The sequence below is a fragment of the Candidatus Hikarchaeum yamanae genome, assembly GCF_009889665.1.
GTDB classification, from domain to species: Archaea; Halobacteriota; Halobacteria; order Halobacteriales; family Hikarchaeaceae; genus Hikarchaeum; species Hikarchaeum yamanae.
On record NZ_WTZR01000001.1, the window covers coordinates 161,434 to 175,779 of the forward strand.

16 protein-coding genes and 2 tRNA genes are annotated in these 14,346 nt (G+C 41.5%); 5 read left to right on the forward strand and 13 right to left on the reverse strand.

Annotated features, from left to right (window positions below; translation table 11 throughout):
- Window positions 1–42: 42 nt before the first annotated feature.
- Together ACM9H2_RS00795 and cofH are read left to right on the forward strand one after the other, a co-directional pair.
- Entirely contained in the window at window positions 43–1,110 is a 1,068-nt protein-coding gene (locus tag ACM9H2_RS00795) for an archaeosine biosynthesis radical SAM protein RaSEA (protein ID WP_415487198.1), read from the forward strand.
- A 20-nt stretch (window positions 1,111–1,130) separates the two neighbouring features.
- Window positions 1,131–2,513, forward strand: a complete 1,383-nt coding sequence (gene cofH, locus ACM9H2_RS00800) for a 7,8-didemethyl-8-hydroxy-5-deazariboflavin synthase subunit CofH (RefSeq protein WP_415487200.1) — start codon at window positions 1,131–1,133, stop codon at window positions 2,511–2,513.
- 13 nt (window positions 2,514–2,526) lie between these two features.
- On the opposite strand, the gene cofG is transcribed toward cofH, so the two are convergent.
- From cofG to ACM9H2_RS00825, 5 genes are all read right to left on the reverse strand, one after another.
- Window positions 2,527–3,624 (reverse strand): 7,8-didemethyl-8-hydroxy-5-deazariboflavin synthase subunit CofG, encoded by a 1,098-nt coding sequence (cofG, locus tag ACM9H2_RS00805; RefSeq protein ID WP_415487202.1) that lies wholly within the window; start codon window positions 3,622–3,624, stop codon window positions 2,527–2,529.
- A complete protein-coding gene (gene cofC / locus ACM9H2_RS00810) occupies window positions 3,621–4,244 on the reverse strand; it encodes a 2-phospho-L-lactate guanylyltransferase (protein ID WP_415487204.1) in 624 nt (207 codons plus the stop codon). The genes cofG and cofC overlap by 4 nt, the downstream gene beginning before the upstream one ends.
- Window positions 4,244–5,017: a hypothetical protein gene (locus tag ACM9H2_RS00815; RefSeq protein WP_415487206.1), complete on the reverse strand. Its 774-nt coding sequence runs from the start codon at window positions 5,015–5,017 to the stop codon at window positions 4,244–4,246. The genes cofC and ACM9H2_RS00815 overlap by 1 nt, the downstream gene beginning before the upstream one ends.
- Window positions 4,995–6,182, reverse strand: a complete 1,188-nt coding sequence (locus ACM9H2_RS00820) for a tubulin/FtsZ family protein (protein ID WP_415487208.1) — start codon at window positions 6,180–6,182, stop codon at window positions 4,995–4,997. Before ACM9H2_RS00820 ends, ACM9H2_RS00815 begins: the two co-directional genes overlap by 23 nt.
- Before the next feature lie 207 nt (window positions 6,183–6,389).
- Window positions 6,390–7,316 (reverse strand): complex I NDUFA9 subunit family protein, encoded by a 927-nt coding sequence (locus tag ACM9H2_RS00825; RefSeq protein ID WP_415487210.1) that lies wholly within the window; start codon window positions 7,314–7,316, stop codon window positions 6,390–6,392.
- Window positions 7,317–7,416: 100 nt separating this feature from the next.
- Here ACM9H2_RS00825 and tmk point away from each other — a divergent pair, with 100 nt between their 5' ends.
- Window positions 7,417–7,995 (forward strand): dTMP kinase, encoded by a 579-nt coding sequence (tmk, locus tag ACM9H2_RS00830; RefSeq protein WP_415487212.1) that lies wholly within the window; start codon window positions 7,417–7,419, stop codon window positions 7,993–7,995.
- Window positions 7,996–8,032: 37 nt separating this feature from the next.
- Window positions 8,033–8,455 carry a VOC family protein gene (locus ACM9H2_RS00835; RefSeq protein WP_415487214.1) on the forward strand — a complete coding sequence of 141 codons (423 nt, stop codon included), beginning with the start codon at window positions 8,033–8,035 and terminating at the stop codon, window positions 8,453–8,455.
- A 34-nt stretch (window positions 8,456–8,489) separates the two neighbouring features.
- Here ACM9H2_RS00835 and ACM9H2_RS00840 read toward each other — a convergent pair whose 3' ends face one another.
- Window positions 8,490–9,575 (reverse strand): hypothetical protein, encoded by a 1,086-nt coding sequence (locus ACM9H2_RS00840; RefSeq protein ID WP_415487216.1) that lies wholly within the window; start codon window positions 9,573–9,575, stop codon window positions 8,490–8,492.
- Window positions 9,576–9,676: 101 nt separating this feature from the next.
- On the opposite strand from ACM9H2_RS00840, the gene ACM9H2_RS00845 reads away from it, so the two are divergent.
- Window positions 9,677–11,137, forward strand: a complete 1,461-nt coding sequence (locus tag ACM9H2_RS00845) for a UbiD family decarboxylase (protein WP_415487218.1) — start codon at window positions 9,677–9,679, stop codon at window positions 11,135–11,137.
- On the opposite strand, the gene ACM9H2_RS00850 is transcribed toward ACM9H2_RS00845, so the two are convergent.
- The 7 genes from ACM9H2_RS00850 to mptA all read right to left on the reverse strand — a co-directional run bounded on the left by ACM9H2_RS00850 (window position 11,138) and on the right by mptA (window position 14,339).
- Window positions 11,138–11,222: transfer RNA gene (locus ACM9H2_RS00850), tRNA-Leu, on the reverse strand.
- A gap of 38 nt (window positions 11,223–11,260) precedes the next feature.
- Window positions 11,261–11,743 (reverse strand): peptidylprolyl isomerase, encoded by a 483-nt coding sequence (locus tag ACM9H2_RS00855; RefSeq protein ID WP_415487279.1) that lies wholly within the window; start codon window positions 11,741–11,743, stop codon window positions 11,261–11,263.
- 202 nt (window positions 11,744–11,945) lie between these two features.
- Window positions 11,946–12,206: a hypothetical protein gene (locus ACM9H2_RS00860; protein ID WP_415487220.1), complete on the reverse strand. Its 261-nt coding sequence runs from the start codon at window positions 12,204–12,206 to the stop codon at window positions 11,946–11,948.
- A gap of 67 nt (window positions 12,207–12,273) precedes the next feature.
- Entirely contained in the window at window positions 12,274–12,669 is a 396-nt protein-coding gene (msrB, locus tag ACM9H2_RS00865; protein WP_415487222.1) for a peptide-methionine (R)-S-oxide reductase MsrB, read from the reverse strand.
- A gap of 169 nt (window positions 12,670–12,838) precedes the next feature.
- Window positions 12,839–12,912: transfer RNA gene (locus tag ACM9H2_RS00870), tRNA-Ile, on the reverse strand.
- A 63-nt stretch (window positions 12,913–12,975) separates the two neighbouring features.
- On the reverse strand, window positions 12,976–13,404 hold the full coding sequence (locus tag ACM9H2_RS00875; protein WP_415487224.1) for an FxsA family protein: 429 nt from the start codon (window positions 13,402–13,404) through the stop codon (window positions 12,976–12,978).
- A gap of 2 nt (window positions 13,405–13,406) precedes the next feature.
- On the reverse strand, window positions 13,407–14,339 hold the full coding sequence (mptA, locus tag ACM9H2_RS00880) for a GTP cyclohydrolase MptA (protein WP_415487226.1): 933 nt from the start codon (window positions 14,337–14,339) through the stop codon (window positions 13,407–13,409).
- Window positions 14,340–14,346 lie beyond the last annotated feature (7 nt).

A 14,346-nucleotide genomic window follows, 5' to 3' on the forward strand; every position in this document is an offset into this window, starting at 1 on the left:
ATTTCCGCACTTGTTTTACACCCCCATAGTCTCATTCTTATCATGAGTGAACCCTCTTCCAGCGTCTATGAACTTGGAAAAGGAATGGACGCACACAATCTCACGATGAGAGAAATACGGTCCCGCAATCAGAAAACCCACGACCCAAAATTTCCCACTCGAGTTTGGATTGATGAGGATAATACTCCTTCTGGTATTTATAATTCTCTCACCATCATCCTTAATACCGGTGGATGTAGGTGGGCTCGAGCCGGCGGATGCACTATGTGTGGGTATGTTGCAGAATCTGTCAAGGGTGGATCTGTTTCCCACGAGAACTTACTCACCCAAGTAACAGTCGCATTAGATTATGAGAAACAACAAAATATATCCTGTGGACAAGTAAAAATTTATACTTCTGGATCTTTTTTCGACGAACGTGAAGTTCCTTCTGTGACTAGAAAATCAATAGCAGAAATATTCTCCAATCGTGATAGAATTGTTATTGAGAGCCTTCCTGATTTTGTCACTGAATCAAAAATTTCAGATTTTACAAATATGAATCTATCCGTAGACATCGCAATTGGTCTCGAGACAACCTCTGATCGTATCCGGAAAGATTGCATTAACAAATATTTCACCTTCGAAGATTTCACCATTGCAAGTGATGTAGCGAACCAAGCAGGAGCCGGAATAAAAGCATATTTACTATTGAAACCTCCCTTTTTATCCGAATCTGAATCCATAACCGACATGATCGATTCTATCAACCAAGTAAGTCCTTATGCACACACTGTTTCAATGAATCCCTCGAATGTCCAACGACACACTCTTGTCGAGCGGCTTTACTTTTCACACGGATATCGGCCACCCTGGCTATGGTCTATTTCTCACGTCCTACGCGAAACGGTGAAAACCAATGTAATTGTTGTTTCCGATCCAGTCGGATCTGGATCCAACCGCGGTCCTCACAACTGTGGGTCTTGCGACGAAAAAGTATTTCATTCTATCAAAGATTTCAATCTTCGACAAGATCCTTCTGTATTGTCTGAACCTTCTTGCAATTGCCAAGATACATGGAATTTCATACTAGAACATGAAACCGGGTACAACCTACCTCTTCTTCATTAATCTTTTATTCTTCGCAGTGCATGAAATCACACAGAATGGCCGCTACTTCTCGTGCACCTTTTACTTTTGATCACCTGCCTATCACTGATCAGTCCTTTGAAAATGCACTGGATAAAGCTAGAAGCGGCTCTCGGTTAAATGTAGATGATGCAGTAGAACTACTCACCACTGGGACTGATACTCTTGGAATAGATCCCCTTAGGAAAGAACAAGTTCTACAAGCCGCGGACCAACGAAGAGCAGAAGTAGCAGGAGAAGTTGTAACTTTTGTTGCAAATCTCAATAATAATATAACCACTGCTTGCAATACTGGCTGTTTATTCTGCAATTTTAAAGACTCCGCATATTTGTTCGAAAAACGTTATAATGGGCACCATAATGGATTCACTAAAACCCCTGAAACCTCTCGAAAAACAGTTGAAGATGCACTCAATCTGGGCATCTCTGAGGTCTGTTCAGTTTCTGGACTTCACCCCGCATTAGTTCTCAATTCTGAGCATAGGGAAATTTTAAATTCCTCCCCCGAATATCACAATTCTATTCATTATAAATCAGCTGAAAACTACCATGTAGACCCTGGAACTTATTGTGACCAAATTCGCGCCATGAAAGTGGATCAAATTCACGTACACTCTATAACTCCAGAAGAAGCTGATCATGCAAAACGTGGAACCGATTGGAGTTATCGAGATGTCTACCATGAACTCAAGAAATCGGGATTGAACTCTGTACCTGGAACTGCAGCAGAAATTTTGGTGGACGAAGTAAGGGAGATCATTTGTCCTGGTAAAATCTCTACCACCGAGTGGGTATGTGCCATGGAAGCTGCCGCAGCTGAAAATCTCCCCTTAACTGCAACTATCATGTATGGACATGTAGAAAACGAAATGCATCGGGCGATGCATCTCGAAGTCATACGAGATCTTCAAGATAGAACCCAAATGATCAATGAGTTTGTCCCACTTTCTTTTGTCTATCCTAATACCCCGTTGCATAAACGTGGAATTGTCTCTACCGGAGCAACTCCTTCCGAAGATGAATTACTGATGGCAGTTTCTAGACTATTTCTTGACAATATTGATAACATCCAATCATCTTGGGTAAAATTTGGAGATTCTCAAGGTCTTAAAATGCTATCTTGTGGGGCAAATGATTTCATGGGAACTCTCTTAACTGAAGAAATAACCACTCGTGCAGGAGGTAAGTTTGGCCAATTCCGAAGCTTCAATGAATATGTAGGGATGATCACCGCTGTTGGTAGAATCCCTGCAGAGAGAACTACTACTTATGACCAAATTGTAGAGTTAGATACAGATTGCCCACCATTTGGCCCTACTCTTGGTCCTAGAGCCGATGGAACTCCTATGCTTTCAAAAACAATTCCTTCAACAATTCTTTCTTAATACGTCCAATTTTTTAAATTTTGACACCATTGAGTATCCTTCGATACCTTTCTCCCGATCTATTTCTTGCCTCTATAGCCTGCCTAATTTCAGTCGAAACCCACCCATCTTTCTTTATAAATCGATTATATATTGGCAGTCTCTCTTCAAGAGAAACCCCCATCTCTGTGGCAATCGATCCCAACTCCTGCAGAGCAGGCCATGCATAATCTGGGTTTATGTGGTCTATTGTGACCGGAGAAATTCCTCCTAAATCATCAATCCCACAGTCTAAAAAATTTCTAATAGAAGCCAAATTAGGTGGAACTTGAATTGAGACTTCTTCAGGTAAACAATACCGAGCCATGCTCACCACCTTTCGCATAGACTCTAACGAAGGAGTTCCCCCCTTCCAACGCACATTTTCAACTACCGGTTGGATAATTACTTCCTGTATGTGGCCGTATCTTTCATTCATCTCCCGAATGGCAAGAAGACTTTTTACCCTGTCTTCTTCCGTTTCCCCAATTCCTACTAATATCCCTGTTGTAAATGGCACTTTGAGTTCTCCTGCAATCTTCAATGTATTGAGCCTCTGTCCTGGATTTTTTTTCCTCACACCTCCGTGAGCTTTAACCTCTGCTACAGTTTCCAACATGACGCCCATACTAGCATTCACTCTTGCAACTTTCTCCATCTGTTCCCGCGTCTGGTCTCCCGGATTAGAATGTGGAAGTATCCCCTCTTCTAGACACATTTCACACATTTCTTCAAGATACGTGTGTATTGATTTATGGCCCCATTCATTCAATTTTCTATAAATCTCAACATACCTTTCATCCGGATCGTCTCCAAAAGTAAATAGTGCCTCTGTACAACCTAGTTCAATCCCCTTTTTTACAATCTCCCTCACATCTTCCGGTGATAATAAAGATGCTTTCCCCGGGGGATCAAAATAAGTACAGTAGGTACATGTATACCTGCAAGCTGTTGTTAAAGGTATGAATACATTTTTTGCATAAGTCAACGTCGAATTAGTCTCCACATCATCCGGACCAACTGAAAGTAGTTCTCTAACTTCTTTTTGTTTAAATTCCATTTCGATCCCATATTTCTCTTCTCCTATTATCATCTCATTTCGCTCCTATATACTCCCACCCGATTCTGTCCCTTCACTTCTAAATGGAATCCCCTTTCTATCAGCCAATCTCGAGATTTCCCCTCTCCGTGAATTAATATTTCAATTAAATCTTCTTTAACATCGATATCAGTCGCGAGTCTAAACGAATCCACCTTGGTCACATTTGATCCAATCTCCTCAGCTATTTTCACATGATCAAGGTATGAGGTACCATGGTAATCCACTCTAAAATCTTCTCTCCGTGTCACAAAAGCGTTAGTTCCCCCTAAATTTCCTGGAACAATTGAAATTTCGCCTTCGGATTCTAATAATCTTCGTATAGAATCTGCCGTTGCAATGGCCAAATCGCTCATCACAATGGCTATGGGCATCTTCGAGTTTTCTAGCACTCCATTCACAGCAACTGACAACGGCCTATCATCTACTATAACTTTCCACCGACTCTCTATCCTATCTGTAGATAGTATCTCTGGGATTCCACCTGCCATTTCCACTGCCACTGCAACATCTTCTAACATCACTTCCGCAAACGAATGACGCTCTTCTACATTGAGGATTTCTGATAATCTAGTTTTTGGATCGCGCGGAGCAAATGGAATTACGACTCGCATTAAAGTCTACTTTTGTGCCGTGTAGACTGATACCATATTATCGCCCCTCCAATAAGTGCCACGACCATCACAACTCCAACAATATTCAATATCAATCCTTTTCTTTCTTGGCTATTTTCCAGTGCAATAGCATTTTCTTCCGCTTGTCTCGCTAAATCTTTCGCATTTTTAAAGTTCCCCACATCGTATGCTGAGATGGCATTTTCGATTGTTTGTTGAGCATCCATATCCTTTGACTCTTCGACGACCACATTTGCCTTGTCTATAGCCTCCCTTGCAAGTTTACTCTCTGGATTATACGGTGAAGCTTCTATAATTCCAATTACATTTTCTGTACCCCCTAGTCGAACTTGAGAGAGCTCCATAACCAAAATTTTCTGTGCTGGCTCATATTTCCAGTCTGATACTTCTGGAATAGTCCCCGAAACCTCTACTATTATTTTCACAACCGAATCATCTAAGCTAACACCGTGTTCAAAAACCTTTCCCGCATACACTTTCTTGGAACCTTGGATAGGGCGATCTGCTGCATTAATTTCTGTCACTGTCCACGTCACGCTCTCGAGTAAAGATTCCCCCTTCAATGTCCATACGTCTATGGGACCTGTATTTGTCGTATACAATTCTGTCACCACTGTCTGCACTATTATGTCACTTCCAATTTCTACCTGGTCAACCCCTCCTTGTTCTATGGATGTAGCGCCAACCATTCCCCCTATTAATATAATTCCAATTACTATTGGAATCCATCTAGAATAGTGGTTCCAGATCATCTGTGCCCTCCTCAATTAACTCCCGCAATCTCTCTTCACTTTGGGATCTAATATCGGCCATGTTCTCCTGGGCTTCAATTGCAACCCGCTGCAAATTCTTTATCCTAGGAATATTGACAACCCCTGAAAGCATAACCGCAGCACCAACCTTATTTTCATTTAATATCGGATAATCTCCACCTCTTACTTCCATACTCCCTGTCACTTCTTCTATCCACCTTCTGCCTTTCTCTATCCCTTTTCGATTGAGATAGTTTGGTGGCCCCGATACAACAACAAGCGCCCTCTCTGCACCCTGGATCTCACACGGAAGCGTCAATCTCCCCAATGTTGCTTTTCGAATCAAACTTGTGATTCTATTTGTATTATTCGCACTATCTTGGAATTGTTCGTTTTTCTTTCCTCCTGGAATTCGTGCCAATATCCCTCCACGTTTAGTTCGAACTGGAACTTCTTCTGCTGCATATCCTACCGTGGTCACACCTCCTCCTGCAAGCGTATTGATAATTTCTGAAGCGTCAACAACAGATTCTGCAATGTCATTATCTTCTTGGATTTCCCCTGCTCCAAACAAGACTCCAAATCTTCTCACTATCTCTTCATTTATCGCGTCATAACCTCCCTCAACAGACTCCCCTCCCATTCTCCACGCATCGTTGTCAAATGCAAGTAAATTATCAGTCTCTTGAACAAATGCTTGAAATGATTTTGCCGCATTCAGTGTATATATCCCACCTTCTTCCAACGATGGAATTATGCCCAAACCATAAATTGGCTCCTTCGTGTATATTTTCTTCAAGTGTCTGGCTAATATTGGCCCCCCACCCGAGCCAGTCCCCCCACCCAATGCTGCAACAATAAGGAATGCATCCACTTCATGAGTTGGTATCTGATCAATAATATTCTGCATAATGTCGAGTTCCTCTTCTGCAATTTCCGCGCCCAATGAGTTATCTGCGCCTACTCCGTGCCCCTTCACTCGATCTTGCCCAATTAATATCCTCTTATCACCCGAAACCTGAGTTAAACCCATCAAATCAGCTTTGGCAGTATTTATCGCAACAGCTTCTCTTACAATGTTGCTTTTAGTCTGCTTATCGTACAAAAGGAATTTATCAACTATCTTTCCTCCGGCCTGTCCAAATCCAATTAGAGCGAGTTTCATATCTAGGCTTAGTCTCCGTGACAACAAATCACTTTATATATCTGAATAAACCTTTTGGTAGCTCATTCTTCCACAATTTCACCATTCCCTTTGTACAAAAACGTGTTGCTGCGATATGATTCAAAATACAATTATGATCCTCCCAATCTCCTCACGGATGACAGACGTCTGACGCTTCCCTCTATCACTTTTTCATTCTTCTATAGTCTATTTTCCTGCCAAGTACGCTTGCATTGTCATTAGTTCCTTTTTTGACTTTCCTAATTTTTCCACATCATTCCCCTTCGTCACAGGATCAAGTTTGAGCGATTTGTATTGGTCATTACCGAATGGAAGTAAAATACTAGGGACTATCTCTGCAATTGCCATTAAATACTTTTGCATAACCATAGGTATTGGAACTACCACACACGGCCTGCCCTTCGATGAATGAATGGCTTTAGTAATCTCTGCCATACTCATAATTTCTGGTCCACCAATTTCAAAAATTTCCCCACTCTTAAAATCTGAATTCGTATAATTGACCATAATTTCAACCAAGTCTTTCACCCAAATAGGATCAAATCTCATCTTCCCCCCTCCTGGTAGTGGAGTAATGTATGGTGGTGCTATTTTCTTTATGAACGAAATGAATTCTCCCCCTTCTCCAAATACCACAGAAGGGCGGAAAATACACCACTCAAAACTAGATTTTTTAACTATCTTTTCCGCGTTTCCCTTTGCACGGAGATATGCCGTTTCTGCATTTGAATTGGCCCCCACCGCACTCATGTGAATCATTCTTTTCACTCCACATTTCTCCGCTGCTCGGACTATATTTTCTGTTCCCCTTCTATGAATCTCATCATGTTTTCTGTTTCCCCCTATAGGTTGATAAAGCGGAGATAATGCTACGAGATTGTATACTATATCTACCCCTTTCAAACACTTTTCGACAAATTCATAATCTTCTATATCACCTTGACGATGCAAAATACCACGAGTAAAAGGAATTCTTGTGAACCCCCACCCTTGGGTAAACCCGTGGCCGCTTTTTCTTTTTCCCACAGAAATTACTTCTTGATTTTTCCCAGCCAATTCATTACATAATACTTTCCCAATGAAACCCGTTCCGCCAAAAACTACAATTTTCATTATTTACTCACTTATACCTCCTATTCTGGTATAATTAATACCTTTCCAACTCGTTCTCCACTTTCCCAAAATTTAACCTTTTTCAGAATCAATCAAAACCATGCTAGTCACTCTTGAAGGAATTGATGGAAGTGGCAAAACCACTATAATTTCTGCTCTTCAAGAAGTCTATCCCGATGCCGTCTACACACTAGAACCGACCGATTCCTGGTACGGAGAAGCAGTACAGAAATCAATCAAAACAACTACTGCTGACCCTCTAGCAGAATTATTCTTATACATGGCAGATCATGCCTATCACCTTCAAACCACTATTATCCCCGCACTAACTGATGGAAAACTAGTCATATCTGATCGTTATATAGACTCTCGGTATGCTTACCAATCTGCTTCTTTAGATGGCATTCTCAAAGACCCTTTATCCTATATAGAACAAATCCATCAACCCTGGACCATACTTCCTAATCTCACCCTCTATTTTGACCTCTCCCCTGAATTAGGGGCAAAAAGAAGTGGATCTACCAATAAATTTGAACAAGTTTCTTTCCTAAAAAAGGTTCATGATAGCTATGAACAAGTTATCTCTAAACATCCCGACCGGTTTGTTCGAATCGACGCTACCCTTCCTCCTGCTGATATGGCCCAACTAGCAATCAAAAGTATCTCCAATTCACTATAAAGATAAGTTTAAAATCTAATATCTTCTCTCTTCATTTATGACCGCAATTCTCGATCATATCGGATTAAATGTATCCGACATAGAACTGTCTCTTAATTTCTACTGTACTCACTTTGGATTTTCGGAACGAAAACGATTCAAAGCCAGCGATTCACAAGATGGCCTTCTTGGTTTAAACGGTGTCAATGCTCAAATAGCCTTCCTCGAAAACGACGGCATTTCCCTTGAATTGAAAGAATATTCTAGTCCTCCAAACACTAATGTAAATCCTTCTTCATCTATACACGATGTCGGATTGGCACATTTGTGCTTTCAAATCGAGAACATAGATGATTGGTATTCTACACTTTCTGGCGATATTGAATTCATAAGTTCTCCACTTCCTGTAGATAGTGGGGCTAAAATTGCCAATCTACGCGACCCAGACGGGAATATAATTGAATTGGTCGAACGTCCTTAATATCATTAAATAGTTGTGCTCGTGGCACACGATTCTATGAGTACGATCGATCTAGATCTTGTTGGAACCAATCACTAGGAATTCCAATTCCAAGTCCTTCTTCTACACTACGACGATGAACTAGATCACAAATTGCCGCAAATTGGATGCCAGTAGATCGATTATTGCAATAAATAGATTCTCCCTCTCCATTTCTCCCCTTTGATGGATCTTGGATTATTTCACTTAGGGTATCATAATCTTTCATCTCGAACCCCCTTTTACCATGAAGATTTTTGTGTTTTTCAAGTAGATTTTTCTGCCCAACTACGTAATCTTCCGACGCAAGATATGCTTCCCGTGTTGTCCCTATGATCTTGTCAAACATGGACTCGGAATTGGAAGATACCTCATTACTTTTAGTATCAACTAAAAACATCCCCTCTGAAACACAATTCTCCGGAAATACCGGGGCACCAGCGTTTGTACACGTTGCTACAATATCTGCATTTTTCACTGCTTTTTCCGGTGAAGAAACTGGTGTAACATCTATCTCCAATAGAGCACTCATTTCGTTTGCAAACTCTTCCCTGTGACTAACTGTAGGTGAATATACCTTCACTTGATCCAACCCTCTAACGGCAGAAAACGATTCGAGATATACTTTTGCCATGCCACCCGAGCCAATTATTCCAACAGTATCTGCATCTTTTCTAGAGAGGTATTTACAAGCAACACCCGCTGTAGCACCAACTCTCGCATGTTGCAGCGCTTCATCATTTAATAACCCTAGTATTTCCCCACTCGTAGAATCAAAAAGTAAAACAAAACCCATTGATTTTCCCTCTTCTACATTATACTGTATCTCTCTCAGTTTACCGTCCTTATCTCTCCTCCAACTGTATACATCTGATACAAAACGAAAGGCAAGTCTTGGAGGATCTAAAATCGCGCCGATGAGCGAGTGCCACCAATAATAATCCAATTCACCCCTCCCTTCAACCGGTGAAAGAACGTCCGTTCTAGGTTGAAATGCTGCATCTCCTCTACCCAATTGAATAAATGCATTTTCCATCACTTCCACAGCATCCGCAATATTCAAAACTTTTTCAGCAGTTTCATTGTCTATAAGAAGCGCCATTCTACACGCTACTTACTAAACGTACCGAAAAAGAGCTTTGCTCTTTGTTTCCCACTGTGCAAATCATAATTGATATTTTCCCAAACTGCTTCAGAAACACCATGGCATTTTCGGATTTACGAGAGTGGATCGACGCTGTAGACGCATTAGGCGATCTAAAGAAGGTCTCTGGTGCAAATATTGACGAGGATATCGGTGCGATTAGTGATGTATATCAGAGCAACCCTGGATCTGAAGCAGTATTGTTCGATAACATCCCTGGATATCCTTCAGGTTACCGGGTACTTTCTTGTATACTTAGCTCCCCCTCTCGAATTGCATTGACATTTGGATTTGATCCAAAATACACTTTAAAAGAAACCACAAAAGGAATTCAGAACAAACTAAAAACTCGGGGTGGAATTCCATCAAAAATAGTCAAAAATGGTCCTATTTTGGAAAACATTCAAGAAGGAAAAGATGTAGATGTAACCATCTTTCCCTCTCCATTATGGCATGAAAAAGACGGTGGAAAATACATAGGAACTGCCGATCTTGTGATCACTCAGGACCCTGACACCGGCTGGGTAAATGTAGGTACCTATCGTTCTATGATTCACACCAAAAACGAGGTAGGGATGCTGGCTTCTCGTGGTAAACATGGCCGGGAACACATGGAAAAATACCACGATCGTGGTGAACCGTGCCCAGTCGCAATTGTTTGCGGTGTCAATCCCGAGTTATATTGGGCATCATCTGTCGAAATACCCCATGGTGTCTGTGAGTATGATTTTGTGGGGTGGTGGCGTGGAAAACCAGTCGAAGTTATACAGAGCCAATTAACTGGACTTCCAATCCCTGCGAACGCCGAAATAGTACTTGAGGGTCATATCCCTCCTAATAAAACCAGGTTAGAAGGCCCTTATGGAGAATTTCTTGGTTATTATGCAGGGGGTGAAAAAGAAGAAATGGTAGTTGATGTAGAGAAAATTTACCACCGAAATAATCCTATTTTGACTGGTTCTCCCTCTGCTAAACCCCCTGCAGAAGAAACTTATTTCAGGTGTCCAATTCGAGCCGCAAACATAGCAAACGCCCTCGAGGAGTTGGGTGTACCTGGCATCAAAGATGTCTGGTGCGACCCCGCTGGAGCAACCCGACTATGGGTCGTAGTCTCGATAAAACAAGAGTACGCGGGCCATGCAAAACAAGTAGGCCAATTAGTCAGTCAAATGCCCCAGAACGTATTCTTGGGAAAATACATCATCGTTGTCGACGAAGACGTCGACGTTTTCGACCAATCAGATGTCATCTGGGCCCTTGGAACTCGCGTCCACCCACCCCGGGATATTCATATAGAAGACTACACCCTGGGAGCCAGTTACGATCCTATTCCTTATGATTACATTTACCCAGGTGGTAGAGGATCTCCTGAAAAAGGATACTATAACGCTAGGGTCGTTATCGACGCCACGAAATTATATGAAGCCCGTGATGAATATCCCGAAGTTGTCCGGGTCAGTCCTGAATTACGCGAGAAAGTTTCTAAAAAATTCCCTGGCCTCTTCGACAATTTGCAATAGTGGGAGGAGCAGGATTTGAACCCGCGGACTCCTACGAGATCGGATCTTAAGTCCGACGCCTTTGGCCTGGCTTGGCTATCCTCCCCTTTATATCTTTACTCTCTACCAGAAAAATGACTTTCGTTAGCCAAATGTTGTCACGTCTTTCAATACTATCTCTTCTAGAGGCCTATCTTGTGGATCTGTGTCTACCCCTCCAATCTCTCTAAGTACTTCGATTCCTTCTACTACTTCTCCAAACACCGCATGCTTTCCATCGAGCCATTCGCACGGAACTAGGGTTATAAAAAATTGAGACCCATTCGTATTCGGTCCACTGTTCGCCATACTTACCATTCCTTCTTTATGATGTGTTAGATCTTCATGGAACTCGTCGGCAAATGGATACCCTTCAATCCCCAGATTCGATGGCCCTCCTGTTCCATTCCCATAGGGGCATCCCGTTTGGATCATAAAATTCGCAATTATTCTATGAAATTGAATATCCTCATAAAACCCCATCCCTGCCAATTTCTTAAAACTTTTAACAGTGTTTGGGACTTTATCCTCAAATAATTTTATCTTAATATCACCCTTTGTCGTATGTAACACAGCCTCTGTTGCCATACTCTTATCTCCCCCCTCCTGATCTAAAATACGTTCGCTTTTGTCCTCTGATTCATCTCCCTCCTGTTGTGACTCTATACAACCCACTAGTGCCATTGGGATCATCAATACCTTCGAGAGAAACAATCGTCTTTGCATTTCTACTATGTCAATGTTCGCCAAATAAAATTAATCTTAAGAAATTCTTACTCGAATATGTTTGTCATTTCGCGATCGAATATATCATCGGCCCCAACACGAGTAAAATAATCCCCAAATATCCAAAGTAAACATCCCCTCCCCCCAATGACGGGGCAAGTGTTAGCAATAACCCAAATATACTCACATTTATCCCCGTTATTTTTCTAGATCCAAAGACAAACCCAACTGGGAGTGATAGGATGAACATGGCCAATATCACCTGGCCAAGATTATAATTGACAAGAAAGTCGTCTAGTAGTGGCATTGGTACCAATATACTCATTACATCCTATCCTTCGTTGCCACTCTTTAACTTTCCGTTACTTTGTGCTTCCATTTCCTCAAAAATGTTATTCAAAATCCAATGACAACGAATTGATGCAGTACCGCTTACCTGTCGGTTTTGGACCATCATCAAATACGTGTCCTAGGTGCCCTCCACAATTTGAACAAGTGACCTCTGTTCTATTCATACCATGGCTCAAATCTGAACACAAATTTACACTTCCTACAATAGCATCCATAAAACTTGGCCATCCTGTACCCGATTTAAATTTTTCCGACGAATCGAACAACTTCGATCCACACCCGGCACATGTAAATATACCTTCTCCTTCTGTTTTCAGATGTGCTCCACTAAATGGAGCTTCGGTTCCCTTTTCTCTTAAAATGTGATACTGTTCCTTCGTTAAAATTTCTTTCCACTCTTCGTTAGATAAATTTTTTTTAACACCTTTTTCATCCATGTATGCCTATTTCTTCCATGCTGTCAAATAACTTCTGCACACGCGTTTCAATGTCATTCCGAATCTCTCTGCGTCCTTCTATACTCGCCGATCCTGAATCTGCCAAATCCCATACTATAACCTCTGTATCGATCTATTTTCTTAACCCTTTTATTTAGAACAAAAACAATGGGCCCACTCGGATTTGAACCGAGAACCTCCACCTTATCAGAGTGGCGCTCTACCTGGTTAAGCTATGGGCCCCGAAACCTATCTACTGTTTCGAGATGGGGGTCAACATGCTAAAAGTTTATCTTCTCCATTCAGCTAATACTGATCCTTTCTTTCTCCTTTTTTAATTATATAAATATTATCTCCAAACGAAGATTTGTTTTGAACCATCCGTTCCACTCTTCCCTTAATTCCCAGACGTATTGGATATCTCGTTGGTGGCAATACTAGTATAAATCCTATTAAATCTGTCACCAACCCTGGGGTCAATAGACACACTCCAGCCACTATGATGAGAATTCCATCTATAATCTGATCAGTTGGGCTCTCTCGAGTTTCCAACTTTCCGAGCAATTTCTGTATTGTATATGTGCCTTCCGATCGAACCAGTAATAATCCTATAAATGCAGTTATAATTACAACAGATGCCGTTACAAGTAAGCCGACCATTTCTGCCACTCGGATTAACAAAAAAATATCTACCAAAGGTACTAATAATAACATGACCCACCGATATCTTACCATAGTTATGTTTTTTTGATTTCCCCCCGCAAACTCCCCATTGTCGCAATTCTTTCTGCATAGGCATCATGCTGGTGTATGGATTCATCATTAGATTGATTCATCGTAACAATCACTTCATCATCCAGATGCTCAAATTTATCAACCACTTTCTTTGCCATATTGCGCACACAATCCTCTACAAATTTAGCATTGAGATGTGCGTGATATGTCATATAGTCTTCGTCCGGTCTTTTAGCCAAATTAAAAATCTTTGCACTCATACTATCCCGTGCCACTTCGATTAGATCAATCACATCTATTTTCGATGAATCTTTACTCTCCATTTTGAGAGTCGCATGCCCCCTTTGCGAGTGTCCAGCTTGTGGTACTTCTTCTAAAAATTCCTCAACTTCTTTTTCCCCCAGTCCCAAACTGGATAGCTTCTCTCTCGCCCTTCTGGACATCATTTCTTGAGAACATGGGCACACAGTGATACCTGTCACTACCGCTCCAATTTCTTCATATCCTTTCTCCTCTTCAGAAACCGCTTTTGCAATTATAATTGCAGTATTCTGAGTTCTCTTTTTAGTCATTGGGGTTTCTTCTCGAATGGCAAATTCGGCCTCCATACTCACTTCTGCACGAGTCGTGTACGTGTGTTTATCAAGCAATAAATCTGCAGCCACTTTGCATATATCTTCAATCCTCAGTGTTCTCTTTTGAATCGCGATTTCAAGTATCTCATCTATTACTTCCATATTGCGACTCATATCTGCCCCTTTTCTAAATCCTGGTAGGTCTACCAAAGCCTCGAATGTGGCCATCAATACATATGGTCTGTCTCCGCCCCTTTCTATCTCTATGAGTTTCTTAACCCCTTTAACGCCCACTCTATTCAGCCCCACTTCTATTTCAGGTTTTGTAGCCTGTACGTCCGGTAATTCCTGCCTCTTCATCCATCTA